25 protein-coding genes are annotated in these 26,192 nt (G+C 30.4%); 12 read left to right on the top strand and 13 right to left on the bottom strand.

The genetic code is table 11. The features are described 5' to 3' along the window. Positions 1 to 59 precede the first annotated feature (59 nt). Both EYW44_RS05380 and EYW44_RS05375 read right to left on the bottom strand, forming a co-directional pair. On the bottom strand, positions 60 to 2,075 hold the full coding sequence (locus EYW44_RS05380) for a choice-of-anchor Q domain-containing protein (protein WP_132722652.1): 2,016 nt from the start codon (positions 2,073 to 2,075) through the stop codon (positions 60 to 62). A 534-nt stretch (positions 2,076 to 2,609) separates the two neighbouring features. Next, positions 2,610 to 3,305 (bottom strand): reverse transcriptase domain-containing protein, encoded by a 696-nt coding sequence (locus tag EYW44_RS05375; RefSeq protein WP_243643603.1) that lies wholly within the window; start codon positions 3,303 to 3,305, stop codon positions 2,610 to 2,612. Positions 3,306 to 4,165: 860 nt separating this feature from the next. On the opposite strand from EYW44_RS05375, the gene EYW44_RS05370 reads away from it, so the two are divergent. The 8 genes from EYW44_RS05370 to EYW44_RS05335 all read left to right on the top strand — a co-directional run bounded on the left by EYW44_RS05370 (position 4,166) and on the right by EYW44_RS05335 (position 9,570). Then, entirely contained in the window at positions 4,166 to 4,651 is a 486-nt protein-coding gene (locus tag EYW44_RS05370; RefSeq protein ID WP_132722651.1) for a hypothetical protein, read from the top strand. Positions 4,652 to 4,711: 60 nt separating this feature from the next. After that, entirely contained in the window at positions 4,712 to 5,188 is a 477-nt protein-coding gene (locus EYW44_RS05365; protein WP_132722650.1) for a hypothetical protein, read from the top strand. 153 nt (positions 5,189 to 5,341) lie between these two features. Further along, the gene (locus EYW44_RS05360; RefSeq protein WP_132722649.1) at positions 5,342 to 5,722 is read left to right on the top strand and encodes a hypothetical protein; all 381 of its coding nucleotides are present in this window, start codon (positions 5,342 to 5,344) and stop codon (positions 5,720 to 5,722) included. Positions 5,723 to 5,781: 59 nt separating this feature from the next. Further along, entirely contained in the window at positions 5,782 to 6,276 is a 495-nt protein-coding gene (locus tag EYW44_RS05355) for a hypothetical protein (protein WP_132722648.1), read from the top strand. Between the two features lie 59 nt (positions 6,277 to 6,335). Next, positions 6,336 to 6,569: a hypothetical protein gene (locus EYW44_RS05350; protein WP_132722647.1), complete on the top strand. Its 234-nt coding sequence runs from the start codon at positions 6,336 to 6,338 to the stop codon at positions 6,567 to 6,569. A 51-nt stretch (positions 6,570 to 6,620) separates the two neighbouring features. Continuing rightward, positions 6,621 to 7,058 carry a hypothetical protein gene (locus EYW44_RS05345; protein WP_132722646.1) on the top strand — a complete coding sequence of 146 codons (438 nt, stop codon included), beginning with the start codon at positions 6,621 to 6,623 and terminating at the stop codon, positions 7,056 to 7,058. A 236-nt stretch (positions 7,059 to 7,294) separates the two neighbouring features. Then, positions 7,295 to 8,428: an endonuclease V gene (locus EYW44_RS05340; RefSeq protein WP_132722645.1), complete on the top strand. Its 1,134-nt coding sequence runs from the start codon at positions 7,295 to 7,297 to the stop codon at positions 8,426 to 8,428. A 419-nt stretch (positions 8,429 to 8,847) separates the two neighbouring features. Further along, on the top strand, positions 8,848 to 9,570 hold the full coding sequence (locus tag EYW44_RS05335) for a hypothetical protein (RefSeq protein WP_132722644.1): 723 nt from the start codon (positions 8,848 to 8,850) through the stop codon (positions 9,568 to 9,570). A gap of 415 nt (positions 9,571 to 9,985) precedes the next feature. On the opposite strand, the gene EYW44_RS05330 is transcribed toward EYW44_RS05335, so the two are convergent. The 10 genes from EYW44_RS05330 to EYW44_RS05285 all read right to left on the bottom strand — a co-directional run bounded on the left by EYW44_RS05330 (position 9,986) and on the right by EYW44_RS05285 (position 19,827). Next, positions 9,986 to 10,414, bottom strand: a complete 429-nt coding sequence (locus tag EYW44_RS05330) for a hypothetical protein (protein WP_132722643.1) — start codon at positions 10,412 to 10,414, stop codon at positions 9,986 to 9,988. A gap of 54 nt (positions 10,415 to 10,468) precedes the next feature. Beyond that, the gene (locus tag EYW44_RS05325; RefSeq protein WP_132722642.1) at positions 10,469 to 11,080 is read right to left on the bottom strand and encodes a hypothetical protein; all 612 of its coding nucleotides are present in this window, start codon (positions 11,078 to 11,080) and stop codon (positions 10,469 to 10,471) included. 152 nt (positions 11,081 to 11,232) lie between these two features. Further along, on the bottom strand, positions 11,233 to 11,775 hold the full coding sequence (locus EYW44_RS05320; protein ID WP_132722641.1) for a DUF2911 domain-containing protein: 543 nt from the start codon (positions 11,773 to 11,775) through the stop codon (positions 11,233 to 11,235). A gap of 93 nt (positions 11,776 to 11,868) precedes the next feature. After that, on the bottom strand, positions 11,869 to 13,116 hold the full coding sequence (locus EYW44_RS05315) for a PepSY-associated TM helix domain-containing protein (RefSeq protein WP_132722640.1): 1,248 nt from the start codon (positions 13,114 to 13,116) through the stop codon (positions 11,869 to 11,871). Continuing rightward, positions 13,116 to 15,449: a TonB-dependent receptor gene (locus EYW44_RS05310; RefSeq protein WP_132722639.1), complete on the bottom strand. Its 2,334-nt coding sequence runs from the start codon at positions 15,447 to 15,449 to the stop codon at positions 13,116 to 13,118. Before EYW44_RS05310 ends, EYW44_RS05315 begins: the two co-directional genes overlap by 1 nt. 18 nt (positions 15,450 to 15,467) lie before the next feature. Continuing rightward, a complete protein-coding gene (locus EYW44_RS05305; RefSeq protein WP_132722638.1) occupies positions 15,468 to 16,283 on the bottom strand; it encodes a DJ-1/PfpI family protein in 816 nt (271 codons plus the stop codon). Positions 16,284 to 16,295: 12 nt separating this feature from the next. Continuing rightward, on the bottom strand, positions 16,296 to 17,327 hold the full coding sequence (locus EYW44_RS05300) for a transporter (RefSeq protein WP_132722637.1): 1,032 nt from the start codon (positions 17,325 to 17,327) through the stop codon (positions 16,296 to 16,298). A gap of 293 nt (positions 17,328 to 17,620) precedes the next feature. Further along, the gene (locus EYW44_RS05295) at positions 17,621 to 17,938 is read right to left on the bottom strand and encodes a hypothetical protein (protein WP_132722636.1); all 318 of its coding nucleotides are present in this window, start codon (positions 17,936 to 17,938) and stop codon (positions 17,621 to 17,623) included. Positions 17,939 to 18,058: 120 nt separating this feature from the next. Continuing rightward, positions 18,059 to 19,288 (bottom strand): aspartyl protease family protein, encoded by a 1,230-nt coding sequence (locus EYW44_RS05290; protein WP_132722635.1) that lies wholly within the window; start codon positions 19,286 to 19,288, stop codon positions 18,059 to 18,061. A gap of 23 nt (positions 19,289 to 19,311) precedes the next feature. Beyond that, entirely contained in the window at positions 19,312 to 19,827 is a 516-nt protein-coding gene (locus EYW44_RS05285; RefSeq protein WP_132722634.1) for a hypothetical protein, read from the bottom strand. A gap of 107 nt (positions 19,828 to 19,934) precedes the next feature. Between EYW44_RS05285 and EYW44_RS05280 the strand changes: the two genes are divergently transcribed. Continuing rightward, complete coding sequence (locus EYW44_RS05280) at positions 19,935 to 20,114, top strand: hypothetical protein (protein ID WP_132722633.1); 180 nt, start codon at positions 19,935 to 19,937, stop codon at positions 20,112 to 20,114. Here EYW44_RS05280 and tyrS read toward each other — a convergent pair whose 3' ends face one another. Then, on the bottom strand, positions 20,115 to 21,419 hold the full coding sequence (gene tyrS, locus EYW44_RS05275; RefSeq protein ID WP_132722632.1) for a tyrosine--tRNA ligase: 1,305 nt from the start codon (positions 21,417 to 21,419) through the stop codon (positions 20,115 to 20,117). Between the two features lie 189 nt (positions 21,420 to 21,608). Here tyrS and EYW44_RS05270 point away from each other — a divergent pair, with 189 nt between their 5' ends. The 3 genes from EYW44_RS05270 to EYW44_RS05260 all read left to right on the top strand — a co-directional run bounded on the left by EYW44_RS05270 (position 21,609) and on the right by EYW44_RS05260 (position 26,009). Further along, entirely contained in the window at positions 21,609 to 22,454 is an 846-nt protein-coding gene (locus EYW44_RS05270; protein WP_132722839.1) for an MBL fold metallo-hydrolase, read from the top strand. An 8-nt stretch (positions 22,455 to 22,462) separates the two neighbouring features. After that, entirely contained in the window at positions 22,463 to 24,103 is a 1,641-nt protein-coding gene (locus EYW44_RS05265; protein WP_132722631.1) for a S8 family peptidase, read from the top strand. 64 nt (positions 24,104 to 24,167) lie between these two features. Next, on the top strand, positions 24,168 to 26,009 hold the full coding sequence (locus EYW44_RS05260) for a M1 family metallopeptidase (protein ID WP_132722630.1): 1,842 nt from the start codon (positions 24,168 to 24,170) through the stop codon (positions 26,007 to 26,009). Positions 26,010 to 26,192: the final 183 nt, after the last annotated feature.

Here is a 26,192-nt window from a genome sequence, read left to right as displayed (position 1 = left end):
TTTAGAACGTCACAAAGTTTTATTTGGGTTATACTATCATCTTTAAAAATTTATACTAATTAATTGATAATAAGCTTTAATGATCTATTATTTACGATAATGAAATAAACGCCAATAGCTAATTCACTAACCTCAATAGCTCCATTATTTATTGTTTTTGTAGCTATATAAGCTCCATTAATGTCATAAATACTTACCGTTTCCTTATTATTTACTCCATTTATAAATACCAAATTATTTGAATCGGTAGGATTAGGGTATAAAGAATAGGCTATATTTTGCTCTGATAAAGATTTTTGACCCGATGCTGTGGTTTCTCCCCAATTAAAAGTTTCCCAATCTCGAGCAGTATCTGCAATGGCAGCAAGTTCTTTTGTTGCTAAGTTTAATCTGGCTTGAACATATTTATTATTAAACGCTTTTAATGCTACTTTCCCATTTCCTTTACTTTTCCAAGTAAATGTTTCCCAACCTAATTTATTATTGGTTGAAGCCTGCATTTTACCATTATCATTTATACGGGCTTGTACATATTTATTATTAGCCAATGCTTTAAGATGCACTTTTCCATTACCTGCATTTTCAACTCTAAATTTTTCCCACTGACCTAAACGATTTCTATTTGCTTTAAGAGGTGCATTTGTTAAATTTCTCTCGGCAACAACATATCCTGCTTTACCTTGATTCGCCTTTAACCATATAATTTTTCCATAAGGTATATCATTTGAACCTGGGTTAGGTGTTGGATTTGGATTAGGGTTTGGATTGGGAGGAGTCGTATTTCCTCCAAATTCGAAAGCCCCAATATCTACAGCTCCATTCCTAGAATTACCATCAAAATCAGTATTGGGAGCATTCTGTGTCGTCCCTTTATTTATGGCAGGTGAACCCGCTCTTAACCTAAAATTAGCCTGATTCGCATTTACAAATAAAGGATTAGGCCCCACAAGGTTATTGGAAGTAGCACTTTGTCCGGCTTTAAGATTTAGATTACCACTTTTGTTTTGATAAAGAATATTATTTCTTAAAACAATACCAGTAGCTCTAGGAAAATTTAATAGTATACCAAAACGATTGTTATTATAACAAGTATTATTAACGGCTCTTACATCTCGTATAATACCATTCCCGGCAGGATGATCAAAAAACATAAGACCATCTTCTGTATTGTTATAAAAAAGATTATTATAGATATCAATATCAAAAATATCACCTTTACCTTCAGTCATTAATGCCATTCCTTGGCCTTTACAATCTCTTACACGGTTATTAAAAACTTTAATTTTTTTAGCAAATGGTTTTGCAAAATTCAGAATCCCCGCGGCATCAATATAAATACCTCTTCGTGTCAAACCATGTAAATAATTAAAAGAGATCGTTCCATTTTGTACTCCTAATTTTACATCAATTCCCTCTCCCCCATTCACTGGGTTACCTCCATTAAAAATTTCATTATTAGAAATTTGAAACCCATTGACTCCATTAGATAAAGTAATACATTCATTAAATCCTCCATTACAGGCTTTTTCAACCTTATTATTTAGAATTTTTAAATTTCTAATATTATTAAAGTTACCCGGGTTAGATCTCCAAGGAACACCCCAAGCCGAAATTCCGGATCCAAATGTGTTAAATGTATGGTTATTTCTAATGGTGACATTCGATGCAGGACCTTCGACATAAATCCCTTCTGGAGGACCGTTTTGAGCTAAGATATTTTGAACTCGTAAACCAGAGATTTCTATATGGCTACTTTGTAAGAGACGTAATGAAGTTCCTTCAATAATAGCACGAAGTTCATCACCTGGAAAGGCTTTAAAAACAATTCGATTTCCGTTAGTACCACTACGTCTAATTTGAATTTTATCTCGGTAAATTCCTCTTTTAATAAGCACTACATCACCAGGATTAACAAGGTTAGCTGCTTTTTGAATTGTTTTGAAGGGCCTATTTTCTGTTCCTGGGTTACCATCTGAGCCATTAGTAGCTACATAATAATTTTTTGCAGAAATAATTTGAACTGCAATTAGCATAAGTACAAGACTTGCTAATTTTCGTAAAGAATTTGATTTCATTTCGATTAGTTGTTAAGATTAATATGAAATTTATTTGTGATTTAAAATAAAAACGATAGAGCATTAAATAGTTCTTATTTTAAGAAGGACTGTTAAGTCATGGATGATAGATTTATGATTAATAAAATGTAGGTAAGATTGATTAAAGTAAATAAATTGGGGAATTTATTCAAGATATAACGTTTTAGTTATAAGATTATTATATCTTTTAATACAACTTTAATAAGTTTTATTTAATTAAAAGATACAATGATAAGTTAGTTTTTATCTAAAGTTTAGATAAGTGTAAAATACTTTATAACCTAAGCAAAAAATTGAACTTAGTTAATTAATTAGTTTAGTGATTCAAAAATGTATTCTAACCAAAAAATTATATAATTCTATATCTTAAATCATTAGTTACCGATAAAGATTTGGGATCACACCTAATATGGAAAGATTTATAGGACGACGAATTCCACTTTTAGCCTTATTTATTGGTAAGTCTAGATGATCTCGTAAAAAGACATAAACCTCATTCCCTATTTTACGTGCTTATGATTTACTTTTTGTATAAATACTAAAATCATCTGCATAACGAACAAAACTATACCCCTTGTTTTTGAGATATTTATCTAGTTGATCTAGTAATATATTAGACAATAATGGACTTAAAGGACTACCTTGAGGTAAACCTTTTCTTCGTTTATACAAACGATCATTTATCACTATTGGCGCTTGAATCCACTTACGAATCAACCATAAAGTAGTATCACAAGATATTTTGTTATAAATTAACTGTAACACCTTGTAATGAGGTACTTCATCGAAGAAACTCTTCAAATCAATATCTACAATATCTTGGAATCCTTCATTTATATAAGATTGACTTTTTAAAACTGCTTGTTGCAAATTCTTCTTTGGACGGAAACCATGACTTTCTCCTTCAAAGTTTATTTCAAAGTGTAAAGATAGCTGTTGATTTACCGGCTGTTGAAGCCATCTATCAATAACAGTAGGAACACCTAGTAACCGAGTTTTGCCTCTGCCTTTTGGAATGTTAATTCCTTTGATAGCTGAGCATCGGTATTTCTGAGTGTAGATACTGTTTACTAGATCTGTTCGATATTTTGTAAAATATCTTTTTAGATCTGAAACATTCATGCCATCAATACCTGAAACTCCTCCATTAGTTATCACACGCTTTAGAGCAATACTTAAATTATGAGGATGTAATACGCTTGCTATCATTTTTAAATAATTAAACTGTTACTCTTCTTGTTCTTCTAAGTATAGGCTATGAAAAAAAAACATTCCTATACGAATCTGAACTTGATAATACGTTCTGCCCTTCCTTACTTGTGAGACCTATGTATATTTATTACAACTCGTTTCCTATAAGTACTATGGCGTCTGCTGACTTCTCCATTATGCAAACTCGTAGCTATGGAGACCTCCCTCGGTAAGATAAATAGCTTCCAGTCAATCACTGCCGTATCTACTAAAAGTACCTTTGCTTGTGGACGTTAGTATGATGTGCTACCTTATCCTAATACTTTTAGCCTCTATATACGATTCCTGTTCGTCAGTACCGACTTTTGTAGTTCCGCTTACTTCACTGCATACCTCACGATAAACCAGCTTGCGGCTTACTAATGGTTATGGACGTTACTCCAACCCATAAGGGACTTCAACCCTCTAGCTAATTCTTCTAAAAAAAAATCATAGTCATATTTTAACTATATTTACCATTCAAGGCACACACAACGTATATAAAAAATAGCTTACTAAGTGCAAGACATAAAGTTTTGCACTTTTTTATTACATTAGTTTTAAAAATGAAAATCTAGCTATTCAATACGCTACTTTTCATATACAAACCGTTGTGCATAATTCAAAAACTTTATAATAAAGCATTAATGAGAAAGAATAAAATAATTGGAATTGTAACTATTTTAATCGGAGTTATTATTCTTCTATACAAAGATGCTGGATTTTATGGTTTTGGTGGATATGTTGATAAATCTTGGGAGAACATAATAATAAGCCTAATATTTATAATTATTGGGTTTTTATTAATTAAAAGAAATAAAACTAAAAGGACAAATTAGTTGAAAATACATCAAGCCATATTTGAAAAAACAGAGGAGCTCTTAAAAAAGCATTTGGGAGACAAATTAAGTATTGATGTTGAGAAATATGATGATGGATATATAGAAACTCATATTTCTATAATTGATACTAATTTTTGGGTGTCTTGTGATGATCGGGAATTGACCGTTGGGAGTGGATTTAATCATCGACATTTTAACCCTGAATTTGACGATATTAACGAAATTATTGAGGTATTACTAAATTCTCTAACCAAAAGAAAAAGGATTACTGAATATTATAAAGGCAAATTTCATTACAAAACCAAAACTGAGATTGAAAGTAAAAATGGAGAGTTTTCTGAATTAAGTACTTCACTCACTTGGTTATTTCCTTTCTGGAAAAAAACTAAAGAAAAAGTGGTAATTGAGAAAAGTATAATTGATCAAAAATTGATTGAAAAAGAAATAAACGAAATAAAAAACTATGCACAACAATTTGTATGATTGCATATGCTTCCTTCGGGAAATACAAGAAACGTTGTAACCAATGCGAAAAACGAGCACATGAAAAGAATAATCTTGCTAATAACTTTAACTTTTACAATCAATGTGATTGCTCAGGATGGTTCTGACATAAAATACGTTGGAATAAATGACGTTGATGATTCCTATATCGGAAAATTAGTTCATTTAGATTTTTATAATCGTTCATTCGGAGCTTTTAATCTGAATAAAAAAGACTTGAATGATATAATTAGTATTAGGTTAGAAAATAAAAATATTGAATTTAAAGAACATCGTGTTGATAATGGATTTAATAATTGGTTTTCGCAACAGTATGTTGAATCAACGGAATTTATTGACGGATACAAAATCAGAATTTCTATGTGCAAGATTAAGGAAATTAAGTCTGACTCAATTTCAGTCATTTTATTCCTTGAATACCGAGACATAAACGGAAAAGCAAACTCAGAAAAACCAAATAGAACCGAATGCGAATTTCCGAAAGAAATATTGAGTGAAATATTAGTTCGGAGTTGAAAAGCACTGGTTACAACAATGTATAACCGCAATTACAACGGATTCGACTACGTCTGAATCCACTCAATAATTACCGCTAGCTTTTAAACAATATTTTTAACTTTAATTCTGTAATAACAGTTATAAAATATCACAACATATAAAAAATTTGATTTGATTGGAATAGAAACTATTAACAAACCCATTAACATTAATACTAAAGAAAGCTTAGTTAATTTATCTATGGGAATTTATAATGTATATATAATAGGGGGTTGGTATGTCGATTTGGGGAAGTTTAACTTTTACTTAAATAAAACTAATAATGGAGACATAATTAAACCTAAAAAAACCTTTTATACTGGGAATTTATATTACAAGAATCAAAGAGCTAAACTTAAATTTTCTTTTGAAATAAAAAAGGGAGGGAAATTTCGAGTTAATTTTGAAAATCAGAATTCTCTAATAGTAAAAAAGAGAAGTTTTTTATTAGGTTACTTATTTGGAAAAAAAATTGATGCTAAAAAAATTGAAATCATATTTGAACGAAAATAATTAAGAGGCAAAGAAAAACAGCTTTTTTTAAAACCTTTATAACATATTTGACATAAGAAATGCACAAATTAATAATAATCATTTTTACCTTAATATATAATCTAACTTTTGGACAGGAAAAGGTTTATAAACTGATTTCAAAAACCGAAAATGGAGATATCAATTATGAATCCTTTAATAGTTTTGGCAATTTTGAAATCTATAAAAATGATGGTGTTAAAAAAGCATTTGAACCAATAAAAGGAAATTTCAACTTATATTTTTTCATAGCAGAATTTAAAGGAGCCTCTTTTGATGGAAATCGAAAAACATTTCATGATTATTTGATTTTAAAAGTCAATCCTAAATCTGAATTAATTATTGACGGATTTCAATACACTTTGGAATGGGCTGAACCACCAGCTATTTCTGACTTATACAGAGTGACTGATAAAAATCAAAAACTGACAGATGGAATCAGCTTAGACTTAGTTAAAATGGAACTTGTTGAGTCTGATTACAGAATTGATTGGAAAATAAAACTAAGAGATAAAGGAAAATTAAAAATAGAATAAAACGTCCTACAACAAAAGACGCAAAACATAGCAAATAAAAGCTAAAAATTAAAAACAAAATGGCTGACAAAAAAGTAAATATCGAATTGACTAACGATGAAGCAATAGTTCTTTTCGAGTTTCTTTACAGGTTTAACAAAAATGACGATTTAAGTAGATTTGAAGACCTATCAGAGCAAAGAGTCCTTTGGAATATAGAATCTGTTTTAGAAAAGAAGTTAAGCGAACCATTTCGTGAAGATTATCAAGAGATTCTTAAAAAAGCGAGGGAGAACGTTCTAAATGAAAAATAATAAAAAACTACACTACAACATAGTCCATAGAATATCTACTAACTGCTAAAAATGAAAAAAAAACTGATTTTAATATTGATCTTTTTACCTCTTATCTTACTCGGACAAGATTTAAAATGTTGCGAATCAAAAAAAGATGTAGAATCATTTTTATCTGGTATTTGGAAACCAAATGAATCGAACTCTGAATTTCTTTACAATTATAAAAATGGAGAAGAAACAAAAACTGAGATTAAAGTTTTCTATAAATACACATTTGAAAAAGGTCTAGGTCATTTAACCGAAATGATGGAAACAGATAGCAAAGGAGAATACCAAATACTAGATGACCATACGTTTGTGGATATTATTAAGGATGAAAACGAGTTTAAATTAAAATTCATTGATTTATCTGGTAAATCAACATCTAAGTTGAAATACTTGGATGATAATAAAATGATTTTAATCACAGATAGTAAAGAAGTTGAGTTTATTAAATTAACAGAATAAAAAACTGTTTACAACATATAATATACAGAACGTAATCAATAAATCATTAATGAAAAACGACAAAAAATATAGTATAGACACTTTACCTCCTCTTAATTTCACGGAACATGTAAAGACAAGACCTTTTATGTATATCGGTAGTATTATAGAACTTTTTTTAGGTCTAATAGCTGATTGTACAGAGCTGTTGTTTTTAATTTAAGTCAAGAAGTAAAAACATATGTAAATAGATAATTATGACATATTGTATTATTAATCATTCAGAAATTAAAAGAAAAGAAATTATTGAAAAGTATCCTATTGGTAGATACGGTACACAAGAGCAATTTTCTTTAGATGGAGAAAATTTATTTTCAGGTGTTTTATTAACTACAACAAAATCTAATGGTGGTCAATATTATTATGAAAAAAAGTTATACATAAAAGGTGAAGTTGAGATGGAAATTTTAAAAGAAGGGAATAGTGATCTAATTGAATCAATAGCGTTTTTCACAAGTTGGATTTCTAATGGTTATGAATTAGATTATTACAATAAGTCATTGGCTCATATTCAGATATTTGACATGAATATTCTTATTGAATCTAATGATATGAATATTAATAATAGTTCACTGTTGTATAATGACTGGGATGAATATAGAGAATCATATGATGCATTCTGTTATTCAGGAGACAGGGATGTTTTACCATATTATAATTTACAAAATAAGATAAAAGAAAAAACTATAAGAGAAGATTCTTTCGATAAAAAAACTATAAGATATATAGCTGGTGTTGATATTGGGTATGATGAATTAGATTTAAAAATGGTAGGCTCCATAGTTGTTTATGATTTAAAAAATAAAAAGATTTTACAAAAAGAAGTAGTAAGTCAAGATATTCTGTTTAATTATTGTAACGACTTATTCTCATATAGAGAGATACCATTATTAAAGAAAGCTTTTGATAAACTAAACATACAACCAGATTTATTGTTATGTAAAGGTCATGGAATAGCACACCCTAGATATGTTGGATTGGCAACACATTTAGGAGTTGAATTAAATATTCCATCTATAGGTTGTTCTAGAGATAGGGTTTTAGGAATTTATAAAAGCATAAATCAAGAGTGTGGTAGTTCACAAGATTTAATTTGGAAAGGAGAAGTCATAGGTAAATCTCTTAGAATAAAATCAAAAAAACAACCAATATTTATTTCCATTGGTCATAAAATTAGTTTAGAAACTGCTCATTTTTGGTGTAAGCAATTATATAGAGAAAATATTAAGGAGGAAGTAAGATTACCATATCCACTTGTAGAAGCTGAAAAGTTGGTAGATGAAAATTTAGAAGATAGAACTCATATTGAGTTTATAAAAACAGAAAATTAGATAAAGCTTACTTAGTTCGCCCCTGTTCGCGCCCGAATCCTTTCGGGTGACAGCGGCAACTATTAATAAGCAATCCTATTTTTAATAGTGTTGTTAGACTATTTATTTTCTTTAATAGAGACAATCATTATCTACAGTTAATAAAAACTACAATACCTAATTGTAAGTACTTGAAAAACATCAATTATAAATATTTTTGAAGCAAGTTAGATTTATAGTTTTTTAATCAAATCGTACCATTTAGATTAACCAGACATCTATTAAAATACAATAGAAAATTAATCTATAAAGTGGAGTTTGTGTAAAATATGCACATTTAAACAAAAGAAACTACACTTTTTAAATGGTTACGAGCTACAAATAAAATCAGATTAAAAACTAGTAATAAAACTTCAAAATAGTAACCAAAACTTTGAGATATGAAAAAAATACTAATCTTCGTAACTTTAATTATTTTCAGCGTATTGATCTTATCATGCTCTAATGACAATGATATTGATTCAGGCAACAATGACAATGCCCTATCACAAACACCTCAAGCGATTTCTCAATTTGACAATAACAATTTTGGAATTTACAAAGGTGTATTTATTGGTTCAAGTGGAATAATTGTCATTAATTTAAACAATGATGGAAATGTTTCTGCTACTGTAATCATTGATGGTAGTACTTATACTTTCAATACAAACGATGTTGTTCAAGAAAATCAACAAACAACAATAAATTTTATTAGTGGAAATAATAGCTTTACATTTTCGGTTTCATCAGATGGAACTAATCCAATGATTTCTAATTTAATGATTGAGGGACATCCAAATGCCAATATTTTATTAGTAAAGGAAACATCGGTAATTGTCACTAAACTATTTGAAGGCACATATACTGGAACTGGAGGCAATACAGATGCAGGAATATTAAACGCAATTATTACTAGTAATGAAATGTATGTACTTGCTTATAGCACAACTTTTAATGTGTACTTTACAGCCAAAGGAACAATCAATGATGATTCAACTATCTCAGGAGAAGCTTCAACAGGCACTACTTTTACTGGAACTCTTGAAAATAACGATATGAAGGGTGTTTTTAGCAATAGTCAATCCATAGAAATTGGAACCTGGTCAGGAACAAGAACATTTTAATAGTTTTTAAACTTTACTGATAATCAAATGAAAGGTCCAACCCTTCGATACAGTTTATTTTATAAGATTGATAAAAGAGTTGATATTGAGCAATTTTAGTTATCATTGGGTGTAAAATTAAAATCAGGTTAAAAGCAACCAATACAATAATAATTTTCGACACAACTAAAAGATATATGTTTATCATAGACTTGTAATGCTATTTTCTAAATAAAACGAATTACAAGTCTGAGATAACATATTTTTATTAATATGAACCTCATGATTTCCTGATTACCTTTTCATCAGGAATATATAAATAAAATGTTTTCTCAGTTTCCCAAAATTCAGGCTCTATAATCACACTGATATTAGTCTCTAAACTCTCCCTCAAAATCTCTTTAAATTCATCAACTGATTCTACTACTTGCCACTCCTAAATAAACTTTTCTTTTAATTTAACTAAACCTTCTTTCATTTCTTTTTCCCACTGATTATTTAAAACTTTTTTATCCTTATTTTTTTCTAGTACATTTAACCCGAATTCATAAAAAATAGCACAAAACAACTTTTCCTTTAACACTAATGTACCATATACATCATGGATAACTTTTACCTCATCTTTATTAAAACAATTACCTGTCGCAAAATCTCCTCTATCTAGGTTTGAATAAGTCTCTAAATACGAAACTTCATCACCACCTCCTCCCTCAGAATTTAGAAGAAATTTAATGAATTGAGCTATTTTTTCAATAGGTGTACCTAATAAAAAATATTTAAGTGCATCGTTTTCTGGTTTTAAAACAATACGAAATCCTAATTCTTCTTTTAAATCTTCTTTAAAGTCACATTCTATTTTTTTCATCTCTTAAATGAAGTAAGAAAGCTTTAATAATCCCCTCGCTAACAACCAAAGTCTCTAAGACAGCTCTTCTTTAAAAGAATAGTAAACGGTATCCTCTATAACAGCATAAGTACCACCTCTCATTAAAAACTCATAAATATGACTTGCTGTGTAATTCATATTTACTAATGGTTGAAATAAATATTGTGTAAAAGAATAATAGCTTGAAATACAACTAATAGCCTGATACAATGGATATATTTTAGGCTTTTCATTTACTTTACTTCTTCTAAAATGATTATTAAATTTTTGAGAGAACACATCCCCCATCATATCTTCTTCTACTTCTTCAAAATCTGGATTAAATTTATATTTAGTTGGGAATATGACTTTGCTAAATAAATTTATATTCTCTACATCTGGTTTTCTCTCTTCAAAATCCAATCTTAAAAGTTTTTCCATGAAACCTCTTTTATCTATTGTAGTATCTACAATACCATCGTTTCTATAATCTTTCAAATACCTTATCATTCTTTTAGACAACTTTTTACTACTAACAAAAGGCTTAAAAATAGCTCTTACTTCTTCATCAGTTATATTGTCCATAAACAAAGTATCAAACTCACCTCTTATAATTTCGTCATCTTTTTGACAATAATCCAACCAACTTTTTACAATTTCTCTCATTTAACTAGTTATTTATTCCTTGTTTATCATTCATTAAAATGCTGTTTTAACTATTTCTTTTTCATTTAAGCAATAAAAAAATCCAAAATTAAAAGAAAACTCTTTCAACTTTGGATTTTAATATAAATACTTTGTTGTATACTAAGTACTAATTATCCTTTTACAGGTACAGAAACAATAGTATCTGCCCATCCTAAGTACATAGTAGCACTATCTCCTTCTCCATCAAAAGCAATAGAGAAATTTTCAATTGTTTTTCCTGATTTAGATACTTTTCCTTTTACTCTTACAACATCTTCACTTTCATTGTAAAAATAAGCTCCCCAAACATTTTTAGCAGTACTTAAAATCACTGTCCACTCATTATCACTAGGAATAGTAAATAAAGTATATGTACCAGCTTTTACTTTTTGACCTCCGAACATTACATCTTTGTAAAAAGTAATTTCTGGAGCTTCATTTGCACCTGTTCTCCAAACTTTTCCTGCAGGAGCTAATTTAGACAAAGCTCTTCCTTTTAAGAAAGGACGACTGTAATATACTTTAACTAATTTGTTTGATTCTCTGTAGCTAGCTGGATATGTTGAAGCATCCAACGGACTTTTATCCATGTCTGAGAATTTTTGAGCTACTGCGTCTGTAGAACAGATCAATGCAATTGCAAAAACAACTATTGATAAAACTGATTTTTTCATTTCTATTGATTTAATTATTAAACTTTATTAGATAGTTTGTCTTTAAAATTAAGTATCCTTACTAAAACTGTGTATTAATTTTTTGTGAAAACTTTACGAATTGACTGTTTTAAACCTTCTTTTTAAAAATTCAATCCCTAAAATCAACAACAAACTCACTCCAAATAAAGGAAATACAATACTTAACAACAATAATAGAACTACAATACCTTTGCCTACATTTAACTTTTTAGGCGACTTAGGTATCCCTAATTTTCCTTTCTGTTTTCTATAGGCATAAGAAAATATAGCTCCAATACTCATTATTGTTAAAGCAATAGCTGTAAAAAACAGTAAATACCAATTCCATCCACCAAACTGCCCTTGATGAAATGCCATTAGCCACATTCTTGCTCTCATTAAAACACCCACATCGCTCCAAGTATGATGTTTAATTAACTTACCCGAATACTGATCGAAATGCAACATTTTTTGATCTGATAATGGAAATGTTCTGTTAGATACCGAAAAAGTACTTTTAGGTGACTTTGGTAAACCTACTGTAATAACTCCATTTAAATTTTGCTGCTTTGCAATACGCACCATTTCATCTAATGTCAATGATTTTTCTGACACTGAAGACGACAAACCTCTACCACTCCATGTTTTAGGATAACCTGTATTGGTAACTTTTTGAACCCATTTAAAATTTGCCCCAAAAACATCTGTCCACGGAAAACCTCCAGCTAAAACAATCAATAATAAAATTGACATCCAAAATCCTGTAACTGCATGTACATCTCTAAACAAGGTACGTTTGCCTTCTTTAAAACGAATGGTAAAAACACCTTTTGCTCCTTTTACAAACGGAAACCAAATGTATAAACCTGTTAAAATAAGCACCACCATCCAACTAGCTACTAACTCTACTAATTTGGTACCAACTTTACCTCCCAACAACTCGCCATGTAATTTTCGAACTGTATACATCCAAGTATCTTTTGCTTTAAAAGTTCCTGACACTTCTCCTGAATAAGGATTGATATATAACGATTGTTTTCCTCCGAATCTTCCAGAAATAAACTCAGTGCTCTTGTTTTTTTCTTCGGAAAGAATCATGGAGTTTAATGTTCGTTTCGAGTTATTTTTAGCGATATCCCATTGTGCTTGATAACTTAAAGCTGCTGTATTAGTATTTGCATTTTTTATTTGCTGAATATCTGAAACAACTTTGTTTTCTACATTAGGTTTGAACAAATAAATAGCCCCAGTTATAGATAGTACTAATACAAAAGGCAGTGAAATGGCACCTGCTATAAAGTGCCATTTCCACAACCATTGATTTAATTTTCTATTTTTCATTAGAAGTTATACTTAATTCCGAAGTGAAAAGCTCTTGGATTTCCAATAGAATAACTATTCTCTCCTCTAAACCTGTTATAACTTGCTCTTACAGCATATAATTTATTAAAAACATTTAATGCTTGTCCCCAAATTTCAAAATCGTGATACTCGTAATTTGCTCTGAAATTAAATACATGATGACCATCATATAGTGTTGTACCCAAAACATCGTTCCCAGCAGCATCAACTCCTATTACAGCCTGACCTTCAAAACTTGTATTATACGATCCTACCTGCTCATGCTCTAAGGTTAATGATAACTTTTCGATTGGCTTGTAGTTAATAGACGACATTGACAAGTAGTTTGGTGCCGTTTGCATAGCTGTATTTGAATAATCAACATTATTATCGAAAAAAGACAAGTATGTATGAGTAGCATAACTTCCGCTATACGCAATAGAAAGATTTTCTAAGAAATTATATTTCAATCCTAATTCAACTCCTTTTGATCTTGTTTCTCCGGCATTTAACTGTAAAAAATCGCCTGCATCATCTCTAATAGAAATCAATCGATCATTTCCATCTAAAATATACAAAGCAACGTCTGCCTTAAAATTGTTGCCTACTTTTACATAGGTACCAACTTCGTAACTATTAAACTTCGCTGGTTTTAAATCAAACACTGTTCCTCCTGTAGTACTTTTACTATTTCTAAACAATGTAGATGTTTGTGGTGGTGTAAATCCTCTTGAATAATTTGCGTAAAAACCTACATTTTTATTCAGATTAAAGTTCAATCCTAACTTAGGTGCAAAACTATCGTAAGTAACTTTGGTATCTCTTACTCCAGAAACTCCTTCAATTAAATTATCGTAATCGTAAGTAAACTTATCAAAACGAATTGCTCCTGTAAATGTTAAGCTTTCAATAGGTGAGATTTCAAACTGTGTGTATCCTGCATAATTAAAAATATCTGCTTGATAATTTAAGATGAAATCACCATCATTTTTAGTATATGATATATTTTTTCTAGACGCTACATCTACTACCACATCAATGGTTTCTGCAACATAATCTTGCGGAGAATAATCTGCCGTAGCACCAATAATTAACGATCCTTTATTAAACGTTAATTTGTGCTGTACCAATCCTACATAACTTCTAAACTTGTTTGAATTAACTTCTCCAGTTCCTGTACCTGTTAAAACTCCAATATTTCTATTCTGACGAACTCTGTATGAAGGAATTTGATCCATTAGATTATTTCTGTAAATAAAGTTGAACGATGTTTTATTATTATCATTCCATTGTTTATCTAAAGTAGATCGGAAACGTAATGCGCGTGCTACTCTTTCTGTAAATGTTTGTTCACTATCGTAATTTTCGTTCTGAAAGTTATCTTCAGAAATAGATCCAGCCATATCAGATCTATAATCAATAAAACTTACACTATTTGTCCATTTTAATGTTTCTGAAAAATCATTTACATTTTTAAAAGTAATCGCAAATTTCTCATAATCAGAATGCCCAACTGGTCCGTTATTTCTTTGAATGTAATGTCCGCCAACATAAAAACCATACTTGTCATTTGCTGTTGTAGATGCTTCAGCCTCTAAACGTGTAATTCCTAAATCATTTATTTGAAAACCTAACGATCCACCCAACTCTTTTCTAGGATTTTTAGTAATAAAATTAAAACTTCCACCAATAGCTTCACTTCCGTAAATACTAGATGCTGGTCCTTTTAATACTTCAACTTTTTTAAATGTAGTATTGTTCATTTCAAGCAACGCATTGTGATTAAATACAGCTACTGGACGAATTGGTAAACCGTCTTCAACATATAAAAACAATGATTTTGTTGAAATTGGTGAACGTACAGCCATAAAGTGCTGTTCGTTACTTGAAGCTTTTGATGAACTCATAAAAACTCCTGGCACTTGATTGACTAACTGCTCAATTCCGAAAGCTTTCGTTTCTTTTATTTGATTGGCTGTTAATACTCCAATTGAAGCTGGTACTTCTCTTCTATCTTGGGTTTCTCTACTTGCTGAAACAATTACCTCTTCTAAATCTTCAATTTTATCTGCAAGAGCAATAGTATTAAATTCTGTAACCAATATTACTTTTAATGTTTCGTAGCCTACAGCTGAAACTTTTACTGATGCATTATTCAGTTTTATGGTAAAATTACCTTCAATATCTGTAGCAGTTCCTTTTTTAGCTGCACTAACAATTGTTGCACCTATAATTGGATTGTTATTTTTATCTACTACTTTTCCTTTATATATGGTTTGTGCTGAAATTTTTAAGACCATCATTAATAGTCCTATCACTATCAGTTTTTTCATTTTATCTTGTATTAAATACTATTTTAAATTAATTATTTTAAGGCTATCAATGGCTGGTGTTATCATAGCTTCATACATTAACTCCATCATCTGATATACTTTTTTATCGGTTTTTTCTGGACTACCTCCTTCAATAGGTGGCTGTGCATCATATTCCATATCTAACATAATAGCTTGAGCATAGTTTTTACCAAAATTATCTGCAACTATTGCTAGTGACATATCCATACCAGCGGTAACTCCAGCAGATGTCCAATATTTACCATCCTTTGTATAGCGCTCATTAGCTGGAATTGCTCCAAACTTGGTTAAAATTTCCTCTTCTCTATACCAATTGGTTGAAGCTTTTTTCCCTTGTAGTAAACCAGTCGCTCCTAAAATCCAACCACCTGTACAAACTGAAGTTGTATAAATAGAATTCTTATCAATTTTTTTAATCCAGTTCAATAATCTTCTATTTTGTGCTGCTTTTATTGTTGCAATAGTTCCACCTGGTATTACCAATACATCTAATTTTTGTACAGAATCAATAACTGTATTAACAACAAATTCTAAACCGTTAGCTGTCTTTACCTTTCCTGGTTTTAATCCTATTAATTGTGGTTTTACTCCACTACTACTGAACACATACCTTGGACCAATAAAATCCATAGAATTCACTCCATCGTATACCAGAATACCTATTGACTTAATAGCATATTTTGGAGTATCGAAAACTTGCTTCATAACATCAGCATGATTCTGTGCAGTAACATTGCTGTCTGTTATTTCTTTTTGAGGTGTATTACAAGCTATAAGCATTAAGCTTATGAATACAACAGATAACACTTTCATTACATAGATGAATTAAAGTGAATACTGTAAACCAAAAGTTAATGTTTCTGCTCTTTTTAACTGAATTCCGTTAGGCTCTTGGAATAATGGATATGCATATTCAAATCCAAAACGTACATTTTTAAACTGTCCTTTTGGTACATAAATATTAAAACCTAAACCTCCGTTAATATATTTACCTCCGGAATTAAAAGTGTCTGCTGTAGTTACCATCATCGGATTTAAATTTGGATTAGCTCCATTTACTCTTTCATCTGCTACTACTTCTCCTCTGGCAGAAAAGCTTAACCAATCATTGGTTTTGAAAGCAAACCAAGAGTTTAAATTATAACGGTTACCTAAAGAATAATCAAAATCATTTCTTCCAAAACGATACGTTCCTTTTAATTGTGCTCCCCAAGAAAAATTAGCTGTTTGTCCTAAGTAAGTTAATCCTAAATCAGCATCAAAAGTTCCACTACCAATTTGCATTGGATATGGCAATTGTATTTCATTAGGTGCAGACATTGGAGTTACATCTTTTGCTTCTAATGAACCTGTTGGAATTGAAATAGCAATATTTGCATGTAAAGATTGACCTTTGGCATTGATAAACTTGTACAATGCTCCTAATTTAATATCTCCAAATCCTGAAGACGCTGTAGAAAATTGATTCGTCATTCCTGTAGGCATACGCATTTGTAAATCCATTTCATTTTGAATGTACATTGCCATAGCCATGATCGTAATTTTATCAGAAACTCCGTACATTACACCTAGCATGTGCATATCCATTGGCATGTTTAAAGGAGTCACCATATATCCGCTATCGTGTACCTGATTATTAGTAATATCAGCAGTCCCGTTTAACAAACCTTCCATGTTCATTTTCATGAATCGGTAAGAGAACATAACATCTCCTTTACCATGATAATGATCTCCCATAACAGAGATTGGTGCATGACCATCTGGTCTTCCTGCTGTCCATTGATTTGTTGTTTCTTGTGCGTATAAAGTTTGTGCTATTGCAAATAATACAACAGCTATTTTTATGATGTTTTTCATCTGTCTTGTTTTTTATACTGAATGATTTTTTAGAATTATAAGTTCACTCAGTAACCATCATCAATTTGAATAATTTCAAAACTTAAATTTGAAATATTAAAAATTGACGACTACTTATTTTTTAAAATGTAATTGTGAGGCAAAAGCCAAGGAATTGATTTCTCAACACAAGTTTTAAACTGCATTAACTAACAATCAAACACCTCAAAATTTATAGTGAGATATTTCATTTTTTAGCATGCAAATTTTAGAATAATGAATATTATTCTGTTAAGTATTGAAGAATTTTATGGCTATACCGTTGGTGGATGAAAAACAGCATTTAAGTACAAATAACTATAGTCTACGCTATAATGATAATTGTTCTTTTGCTTTTTATAAGTTGTAGTATTGTTTTGAACATCTAAAACCTCCACAAAACCAATAGGATATTCTTCCATTACAATTCTTAACGAACTATAATCATCTTCTTGCTGTTGTTTTAGTTTTTTCATTAACTGACATTTACCATTACATTGAAGTGCAGGTTTGTCTTTGTTAATACACAAAATTTTAGAAATATAATCGTAGTTAATAGCGTATTCTACAAACGGAGTGATCGGTCGTAACATTGCTATTAAGTAAAGCAAAACAAAAAAATATGTGTGTATTTTAAGCTTCAAAAACGAATCTAATTTCGATTTGCAAAAGTAGATTCGTTTTTTTATTTGAACAATATTTTTAGACTTTTTTTAGTCAAAAACCTCTTCTTTCAAAATCTGAAATTCTTTAACAGAATTGTTGTCTTTTATTTTAATTTTTAAAGTATCTGATACAGATTTTGCACTTCTGTATTCACAATATTCTTTTTCTGTTGTAATCGTTTTTCCGTCAATTGAAATAATTTCAGCATTCACAGGAATTTTAGAGTTATCTGCAGTTGTGTTTTCTGTTATACTTTTTACAGTTAGTTTCTGTTCTTCTCTATTAAACTTCATTCCTAATCCGTTTGTTTTCCAAATAAAATTCTGAATAGAATCATACGGTTCTAAGATTAGTTTTTTATCACTCCAACTAATCGTGGTTTTATACTTTTTAAAAAAACCTAATCCGAGTAAATTTAATCTCGTTGGAGAAACTTTTACAGGCACTTTCTTAATGTTGAAATTCGAATTATTAAACAATACTGCATCTGCTAATACATAACTTTCTGTATCTGCTTTTTTACTCAATCCTCCAATTCCTTCCGACATTCTTCCATAAATTTTCTTCTTTCTTAAACTCAAAGAGTCTTTTATAATATCCTTTTCTTTAATTGAAAGTGTTCCGCTACTTCCTAAATCTACAATAACTCGTTTTGTTGATGTATCTTCTGAGAATTTCAAAAAAACATAAGCATGATGACTAGAACTATTAATTCTCATAGGAATTTCAATTGCGTTCTCATTAATTGGTAAATCGCTTAATTTTTTAGAAACGGTAATTAATTGTTTTTCAAAATCAATTTGCCAATTTAAATGCTTCATCGTTCCGTGACCTATAAGTCCGTAAACATTTTCTAAACAACTAAAGTTAAATGATGTTTCTTTAAAATTTAAATCTTTAAAACCGACATCCTCTACTTTTATCGAATCAATTTTTTTAATACTACTCAAAAATACTCTTCCGGTAGCTCCTATTCCTAGGGCTTTTCCATTGGTTTCTAAGTTTAACTTTTCACTATGATGTTTAAAAATCATATTAGACGCTCCACTATCTAATATAAAAGGCTTTGTTTCTTGGCTATCATTTACCTTAACATCAATGAGCATATGACCAGAAGAAGCGTAATAAAAAGGAATTTTTGTGGTTTCCTTATTAAAAGAAAGTGTTCCTTCTCCTAACTTCCCTAACTGTTTGTAAAAATAGAAAAAAGCTACTACTAAAGCTAGTATTCCTATCACTAAGGTATAACCTATAAATTTTAAAATTTTCTTTATCATAAGTGGGTTTTGATTTTGTTCTATTATGAAAAATCAGGACTATATACTTCGTGTTTCAATGCAAAATGTATTTCCAGAAAGTTCAGCACTTCATTTGCCAAATACTCATTATCTAATGAAACTAACATTTCCTTTCTAGTATGTTTTTCATTTAATAAAGTGATATCTGACCTATAAAAAGTTAGTGATAAATCAGGATTTGCAGCAGAGAACCAAGCCATTTTTTGACTCTTTTTAAAACTTAGAATTGTTACTTTATTTTTGTCTTCTAAACTAATTTTCTTTTTAAATATTAGTTTCCCTAAAAAGTATACCCCTCTGTATAAAGAATTATCTTCTTTCAACAATCCTGTTTTTAAAAAAGTTACGCTGACAACAATTAAAAACAAACACACAAATAACAATGACAAAAGACTGTTTGTAATGTCTAAACTTATTAATTTTATAATAACTAATATTATTGGTGCTCCAAAAACCATTAATATATGTGTTTTTTGATGTGATGTAAATTTACTTTCTAATATTATTTCTTTTTTCATAACGAAGTTTACTTATTAGTAGTAAATCAGCTGTTTTGTAACACTTTAATTATTTATTTTAATTTATTCTAAATAAATAACTATATTTGCAGCCAGAAATAAAGAAGATGATAGTTTTTTATACACCTAAAAAAGAAACACTTACCTTAAAACCTGTAGTTAGTTGCGATACAGCTTGTGCCGCTAACTGTATTAAACCAAAGAATAAGTGTTGTAATAAATACAAGAAAAAAGGCATCAACTGTAAGCGATGCCCTTTAACGTATACTGTAAAAATTGCTTCTTAATTATTCTACTATTAACAAGAAATAATTTCTTCTACCTCTTTGTAATAGCACATATTTATCAGCTATTAAATCAGATTGTGTTATTTTAAAATCTTCTTTTACTTTCTCTTTATTTACTGAAATAGAGTTTTCTTTTAACGCTCTTCGAGCATCTCCGTTAGATTTTAAAAATTGAGTTTTTGCAGCTAAGGCTCCAATCATATCTAACCCTTCTTCTAAATCATTTTTAGTAACTGTCGCTTGAGGTACACCATCAAAAACATCTAAGAAAGTTTGTTGATCTAAACTTTTTAAATCATCTGCAGTAGATTTTCCAAATAAAATATTTGAAGCAGCAATAGCCTTATCTAGTTCCTCTTTTGAATGTACAAATGTAGTTACCTCTTCAGCTAACTTCTTTTGTAAGGCTCTTAAGTGTGGAGCTTCTTTGTGCTCAGCTATTAAATTGTTTATAAACTCTTGATCTAAAAATGTAAATATTTTAATATACTTTTCAGCATCTTCATCAGAAGTATTTAACCAAAACTGGTAAAACTTGTATACAGAAGTTTTAGCTGCATCTAACCATACATTTCCTCCTTCAGTTTTTCCAAATTTAGATCCGTCTGCTTTGGTAATTAACGGACATGTCATTGCATATGCCTTCTCATTGTCTCCATCCGTCATTCTTCTTACCAACTCCGTACCTGTAGTAATATTACCCCATTGATCAGATCCTCCCATTTGTAATTTACAATTGTGAGATTTGTATAAATGGTAAAAATCGTACCCTTGAATTAATTGATATGTAAACTCTGTAAAAGACATTCCTGCTCCAGAATCTCCAGAAATTCTTTTCTTAACAGAATCTTTAGCCATCATATAATTTACGGTAATTCTCTTACCTACATCTCTAGCAAATTCAATGAATGAAAATTCTTTCATCCAATCGTAATTATTTACTAATACAGGTGCATTTTCAGCAGTGCTATCAAAATTTAAAAAACGAGCTAAAGTTCTCTTAATTCCTTCAACATTTTTAGCTAAAGCTTCTTCATCTAATAAATTTCTTTCATCAGATTTCCCAGAAGGATCACCAATCATACCTGTTGCTCCACCTACTAACGCATAAGGTTTATGACCAGCCTTTTCTAAATGAACCAATAAAATTATAGGTACCAAACTACCAATATGCAAAGAATCTGACGTAGGATCAAAACCAATATAGGCACTAGTCATTTCCTTTTGTAATTGATCTTCTGTTCCTGGCATAATATCGTGAACCATGCCACGCCATTGCAATTCTTGCACTAAATTTTTACTCATCTATCTAACATTTTTAGAATGACAAATATACTATTTTAACGAAATTAAACTCTGCTTAAAAAACTGTATTTTGTTTCCTAAAAAACAATTAATTGCATTTATTTTATAATTTTTCACAAAAAAATTAATAAATCGTATTACCAAATAATTAACTTTAAAATTCAGTAAAATTTCGGATATTTGCGTACTATGCGAATATATCCTATTGAAACAGGCAAATTTAAGCTTGACGGTGGTGCAATGTTTGGGGTTGTACCAAAATCTTTATGGGAACGAACAAATCCTTCTGATGCAAATAATATGATTGAGATGACCATGAGGTGCATGTTAATCGAAGATGGTGATCGCCTAACACTTATTGATACTGGTATTGGTAACAAACAATCTGATAAGTTTTTTGGTTATTATCATTTATTTGGCGATTTTTCTTTAGATCAATCTTTGAAGGAATTAGGATTTCATAGAGATGACATCACCGACGTTTTTTTAACGCATCTTCACTTTGATCACTGCGGTGGCGCTATTCAATGGAACAATAACAAAACCTTATTAGAGCCAGCTTTTAAAAACGCAAAATTTTGGAGCAATAATCGTCACTGGAATTGGGCTGTAAATCCAAACCCTAGAGAAAAAGCTTCATTTTTAAAGGAAAATATTTTACCAATTCAAGAAAGCGGACAATTAAACTTTTTACATCTAAATGCAAAAGATGAAATTGGTTTTGATGTTCTTTTTAAAGACGGACATACTGAAAAACAAATGCTACCTAAAATTGAATATAAAGGTAAAACTATTGTTTTTATGGCCGACTTACTTCCAACCGCTGGACACATACCCTTACCTTATGTAATGGGATACGATACAAGACCTCTTATAACACTTAAAGAAAAAGAATCATTTTTAAATGAAGCAGCAGACAATGAATACCTTTTGTTTTTAGAGCACGATGCTTTTAACGAGGTAATTACTGTTAAACACACTGAAAAAGGAGTACGATTAAACGAGAGTTATAAATTTAAAGAGATATTTAATTAATTATAGACATGAGAGTTATAAAACCAACTTTATACACAGTTGCCGTAGCAACAATAGTAGGTTGTTCATCTGTACCTAAAATACAAAACATAATGGTTCCTGCACCTGAAAACAATGCGGTAACTATGTCAGCTAAAAAAGCACCTTTAACAAAAGATCAAGAAAATAATTGGCACCATTTAGATTTAGCTACTGATTCTATTCCTGGAATGAGTGTGCACAAAGCTTACGACTTTTTAAAAGGGAAAAAAGGAGTTGAAGTTGTAGTTGGTGTTGTTGATAGTGGTACTGATTTAGCTCACGAAGATCTTAAAGATGTTGCATGGGTTAATGCTGATGAAATTGCTGGAAACGGTATTGATGATGATAAAAATGGATATGTAGACGACATTCATGGATGGAATTTTTTAGGAAAATCATATAAAGAGCATTTAGAATACGAACGTATTTTATTAAATCCTTCTATTGCTGATGAAGCTACTTTAGCTGAAGTAAAAAAATACCAAGCTAAACAAGTAGAACAGGCTAAGGGGACAAAAACTAGATATGAAGGAATGTTATCTAATGTTGTTTTTGCAGATGATGCTTTAACTAAAAAATTAGGTAAATCAGATTATTCTTTTGATGAAGTATCTAAAATTACTCCTGATACTGAAGAATTAAAATCTGCTATGGGTATTGCTGGTTGGGCAAATTCATACGGAATGACTGTGGCTGCAATTAGAAAAGAGTTAAGCGATGGTTTAGATAAAGCTAAAAAAACTATTAAAGGAGAATTAGATTCTACTGACTACCGTGCTGTTGTAGGTGATAATGCATACGACATTAAAGATAAGCCTGGTTATGGAGATGGAAACATTGGTCATTCAGAAAAAGGAGAATCTCATGGTACGCACGTTTCAGGTATTATTGGTGCTACAAGAAACAATGGTAAAGGAATGGACGGAGTTGCTAATGTAAAATTAATGGCTGTTCGTTCGGTTTCTGGTGGAGATGAGTATGATAAAGATGTTGCTCTTGGTATTCGTTATGCTGTTGATAACGGTGCTAAAGTAATTAACACTAGTTTTGGTAAAGGTTTCTCTCCAAATAAAGAGTGGGTTTACGATGCTATTAAATATGCAGCTAAAAAAGATGTATTGATTGTAAATGCAGCTGGAAACGATGGTAAAAACATTGATATAGAGAAAACATTCCCAAATGATGCTCCTGATCAAGTAAATGAAATTTCTGATAACTTTTTAACAGTTGGTGCTATGAGTTCTAACTATAATGAAGAGTTACCTGCTAGTTTTACTAATTACGGAAAATTAAATGTAGATGTATTTGCTCCTGGTGTTCAAATTTACGCTACTACTCCAGAAGGTGAATATGGTAAAAAGAGTGGAACTTCTATGGCATCTCCTGCAACTGCTGGTGTAGCTGCTTTAATTCGTTCTTACTATCCAGAATTAAGTGCTAGTCAAGTAAAGCATATTATTATGAATTCTGGAACTAAAATAAACTTAGAGGTTATGCAGCCAGGATCTGTAACTGCTGAAAACCCTAATGGTACTAAAGTTCCTTTCTCTGATTTATCTGTGTCTGGTAGAGTTGTAAATGCTTACAACGCTTTAAAAATGGCAGACAAGATGGTAAACACTAAATAAGAAAGAAAATCACAACAATATAAAGAGCATGAAAATGCTCTTTTTTTAATTTAATAAATTTAAAATGAAAAATTACATAGCAATCTTATTTTTAATGATTTCTTGTATTTCTTCTGCACAACAAACAAGTAGTTACTGGCAACAACATGCTAGCTATACTATGGATATTGACGTTGATGTAAAGAAATATCAATACAAAGGAGTTCAAAAACTAAAATACACCAACAATTCACCTGATGAGTTAAAGAAAGTTTTTTATCATTTATACTTCAATGCTTTTCAACCAAACTCTCAAATGGATGCAAGAAACCATACGATTGAAGATCCTAATGAAAAGATGATCAAAGAGGTGGTTACTGCTGAAGGTACTGTAAAAGAAAGTAAAATTATACATTTATCTCCTTCAGAAATAGGATACATAAAGGTAAATTCTTTAAAGCAAAATGGTAAAAAGGTAACTTACGAAACTGTAGGAACAATTTTAGAAGTAAACTTACATACCCCAATAAAATCAGGAGAGACCGTTACTTTTGATATGAAGTTTGATGCTCAAGTACCTTCTCAAGTTCGTCGTTCAGGAAGAAATAACGCTGAAGGTGTGGCATTATCAATGACACAATGGTATCCAAAAATGGCTGAATATGACTTTGAAGGATGGCATACCCCTCCTTATATAGCAAGAGAGTTTCATGGTGTTTGGGGTGATTTTGATGTTACGATACACATAGATAAAAACTATACTATTGGAGGTACTGGGATATTACAAAATCCACAAGAAGTTGGCCATGGTTATGAGGATACTTCTAAAAAATTAAAGCTTCCTTCTGGTAAAAAATTAACTTGGAAATTTAAAGGTGAAAGAATCCACGATTTTGCCTGGGGAGCAGATTCAGAATATCAACACGATATTTTAACAATGAAAAACGGAATCGATTTACACTTCTTATACAAGAAAACATTGGCGCCTAATTTTAAAGAAAATTGGAAAAAATTACAACCTAAAACAGCTGAGTTAATTAATTACTTTAGCGAACATATTGGTCAATATCCATATAAACAATATTCTGTTATTCAAGGAGGAGATGGTGGAATGGAATATGCTCAATGTACTCTTATTACTGGTCAAAGACCTTGGGGAAGTTTATTTGGTGTAACTGCACATGAATTAGCACACACTTGGTTTCAATTTTTACTAGCTACTAACGAAAGTAAGTATCCTTGGATGGACGAAGGATTTACTACTTACATATCTAACAAAGCCGAAAATGAAATCATGAAAAGAGAAAGAGCAAACGCCAATGCTCGTTCGTACAAAGGATATACTTATCTTGCTACTTCAGGTAAAGAAGAACCTTTAACAACTCATGCTGATAGATACAATACTAATTTTGCTCATGACATGGGAAGCTATACTAAAGGAGCTGTATTTTTAGGACAACTAGAGTATATTATTGGTAAAGAAAACACAGCAAAAACATTAAAAAAATATTACGATGATTTTTCTTTTAAACATCCTACTCCTAATGATTTTAAAAGAGTTGCTGAAAAAGTTTCTGGTATACATTTAGATTGGTATTTAAATGAATGGACACAAACTACGCATACTATTGACTATGGTATACGATTAGTAAAAGACCAAGAAATTACTTTAGAAAGAATTGGAGCTATGCCAATGCCTATAGATGTTGAAGTTACTTACACTGATGGAAGCACAGAATCTTTCAATATTCCGATAGAAATGATGAGAGGTAACAAACCAACGAAAGCTAAAGTTTTAAAAGATTGGGGTTGGGCATACCCAACATATTCTTTCAAAGTAGATAAGAAAGTTAAATCGGTAAAAATAGATAAAGAGGAGTTAATGGCAGATGTTAATCCTTTGAATAATTTCTTCACCATAGAATAACAAACACTACATAGAATTATGTCTCTTTAAGTATATTTAACTCAAAGAAATTACAATTCTAATTGACTAGTCCTAAATAACCGTTACAGTTATTTATTGATTAAATATATTAAACATCATCTAAAGCTATAGCTTTAGATGATGTTTTTTTTCGATATGATTTTATTTTCAATTTGTTTTGTA

Source organism: Tenacibaculum sp. M341, assembly GCF_004337695.1.
Classification (GTDB): domain Bacteria; phylum Bacteroidota; class Bacteroidia; order Flavobacteriales; family Flavobacteriaceae; genus Polaribacter.
This window is presented reverse-complemented; position numbering and strand designations above follow the sequence as displayed.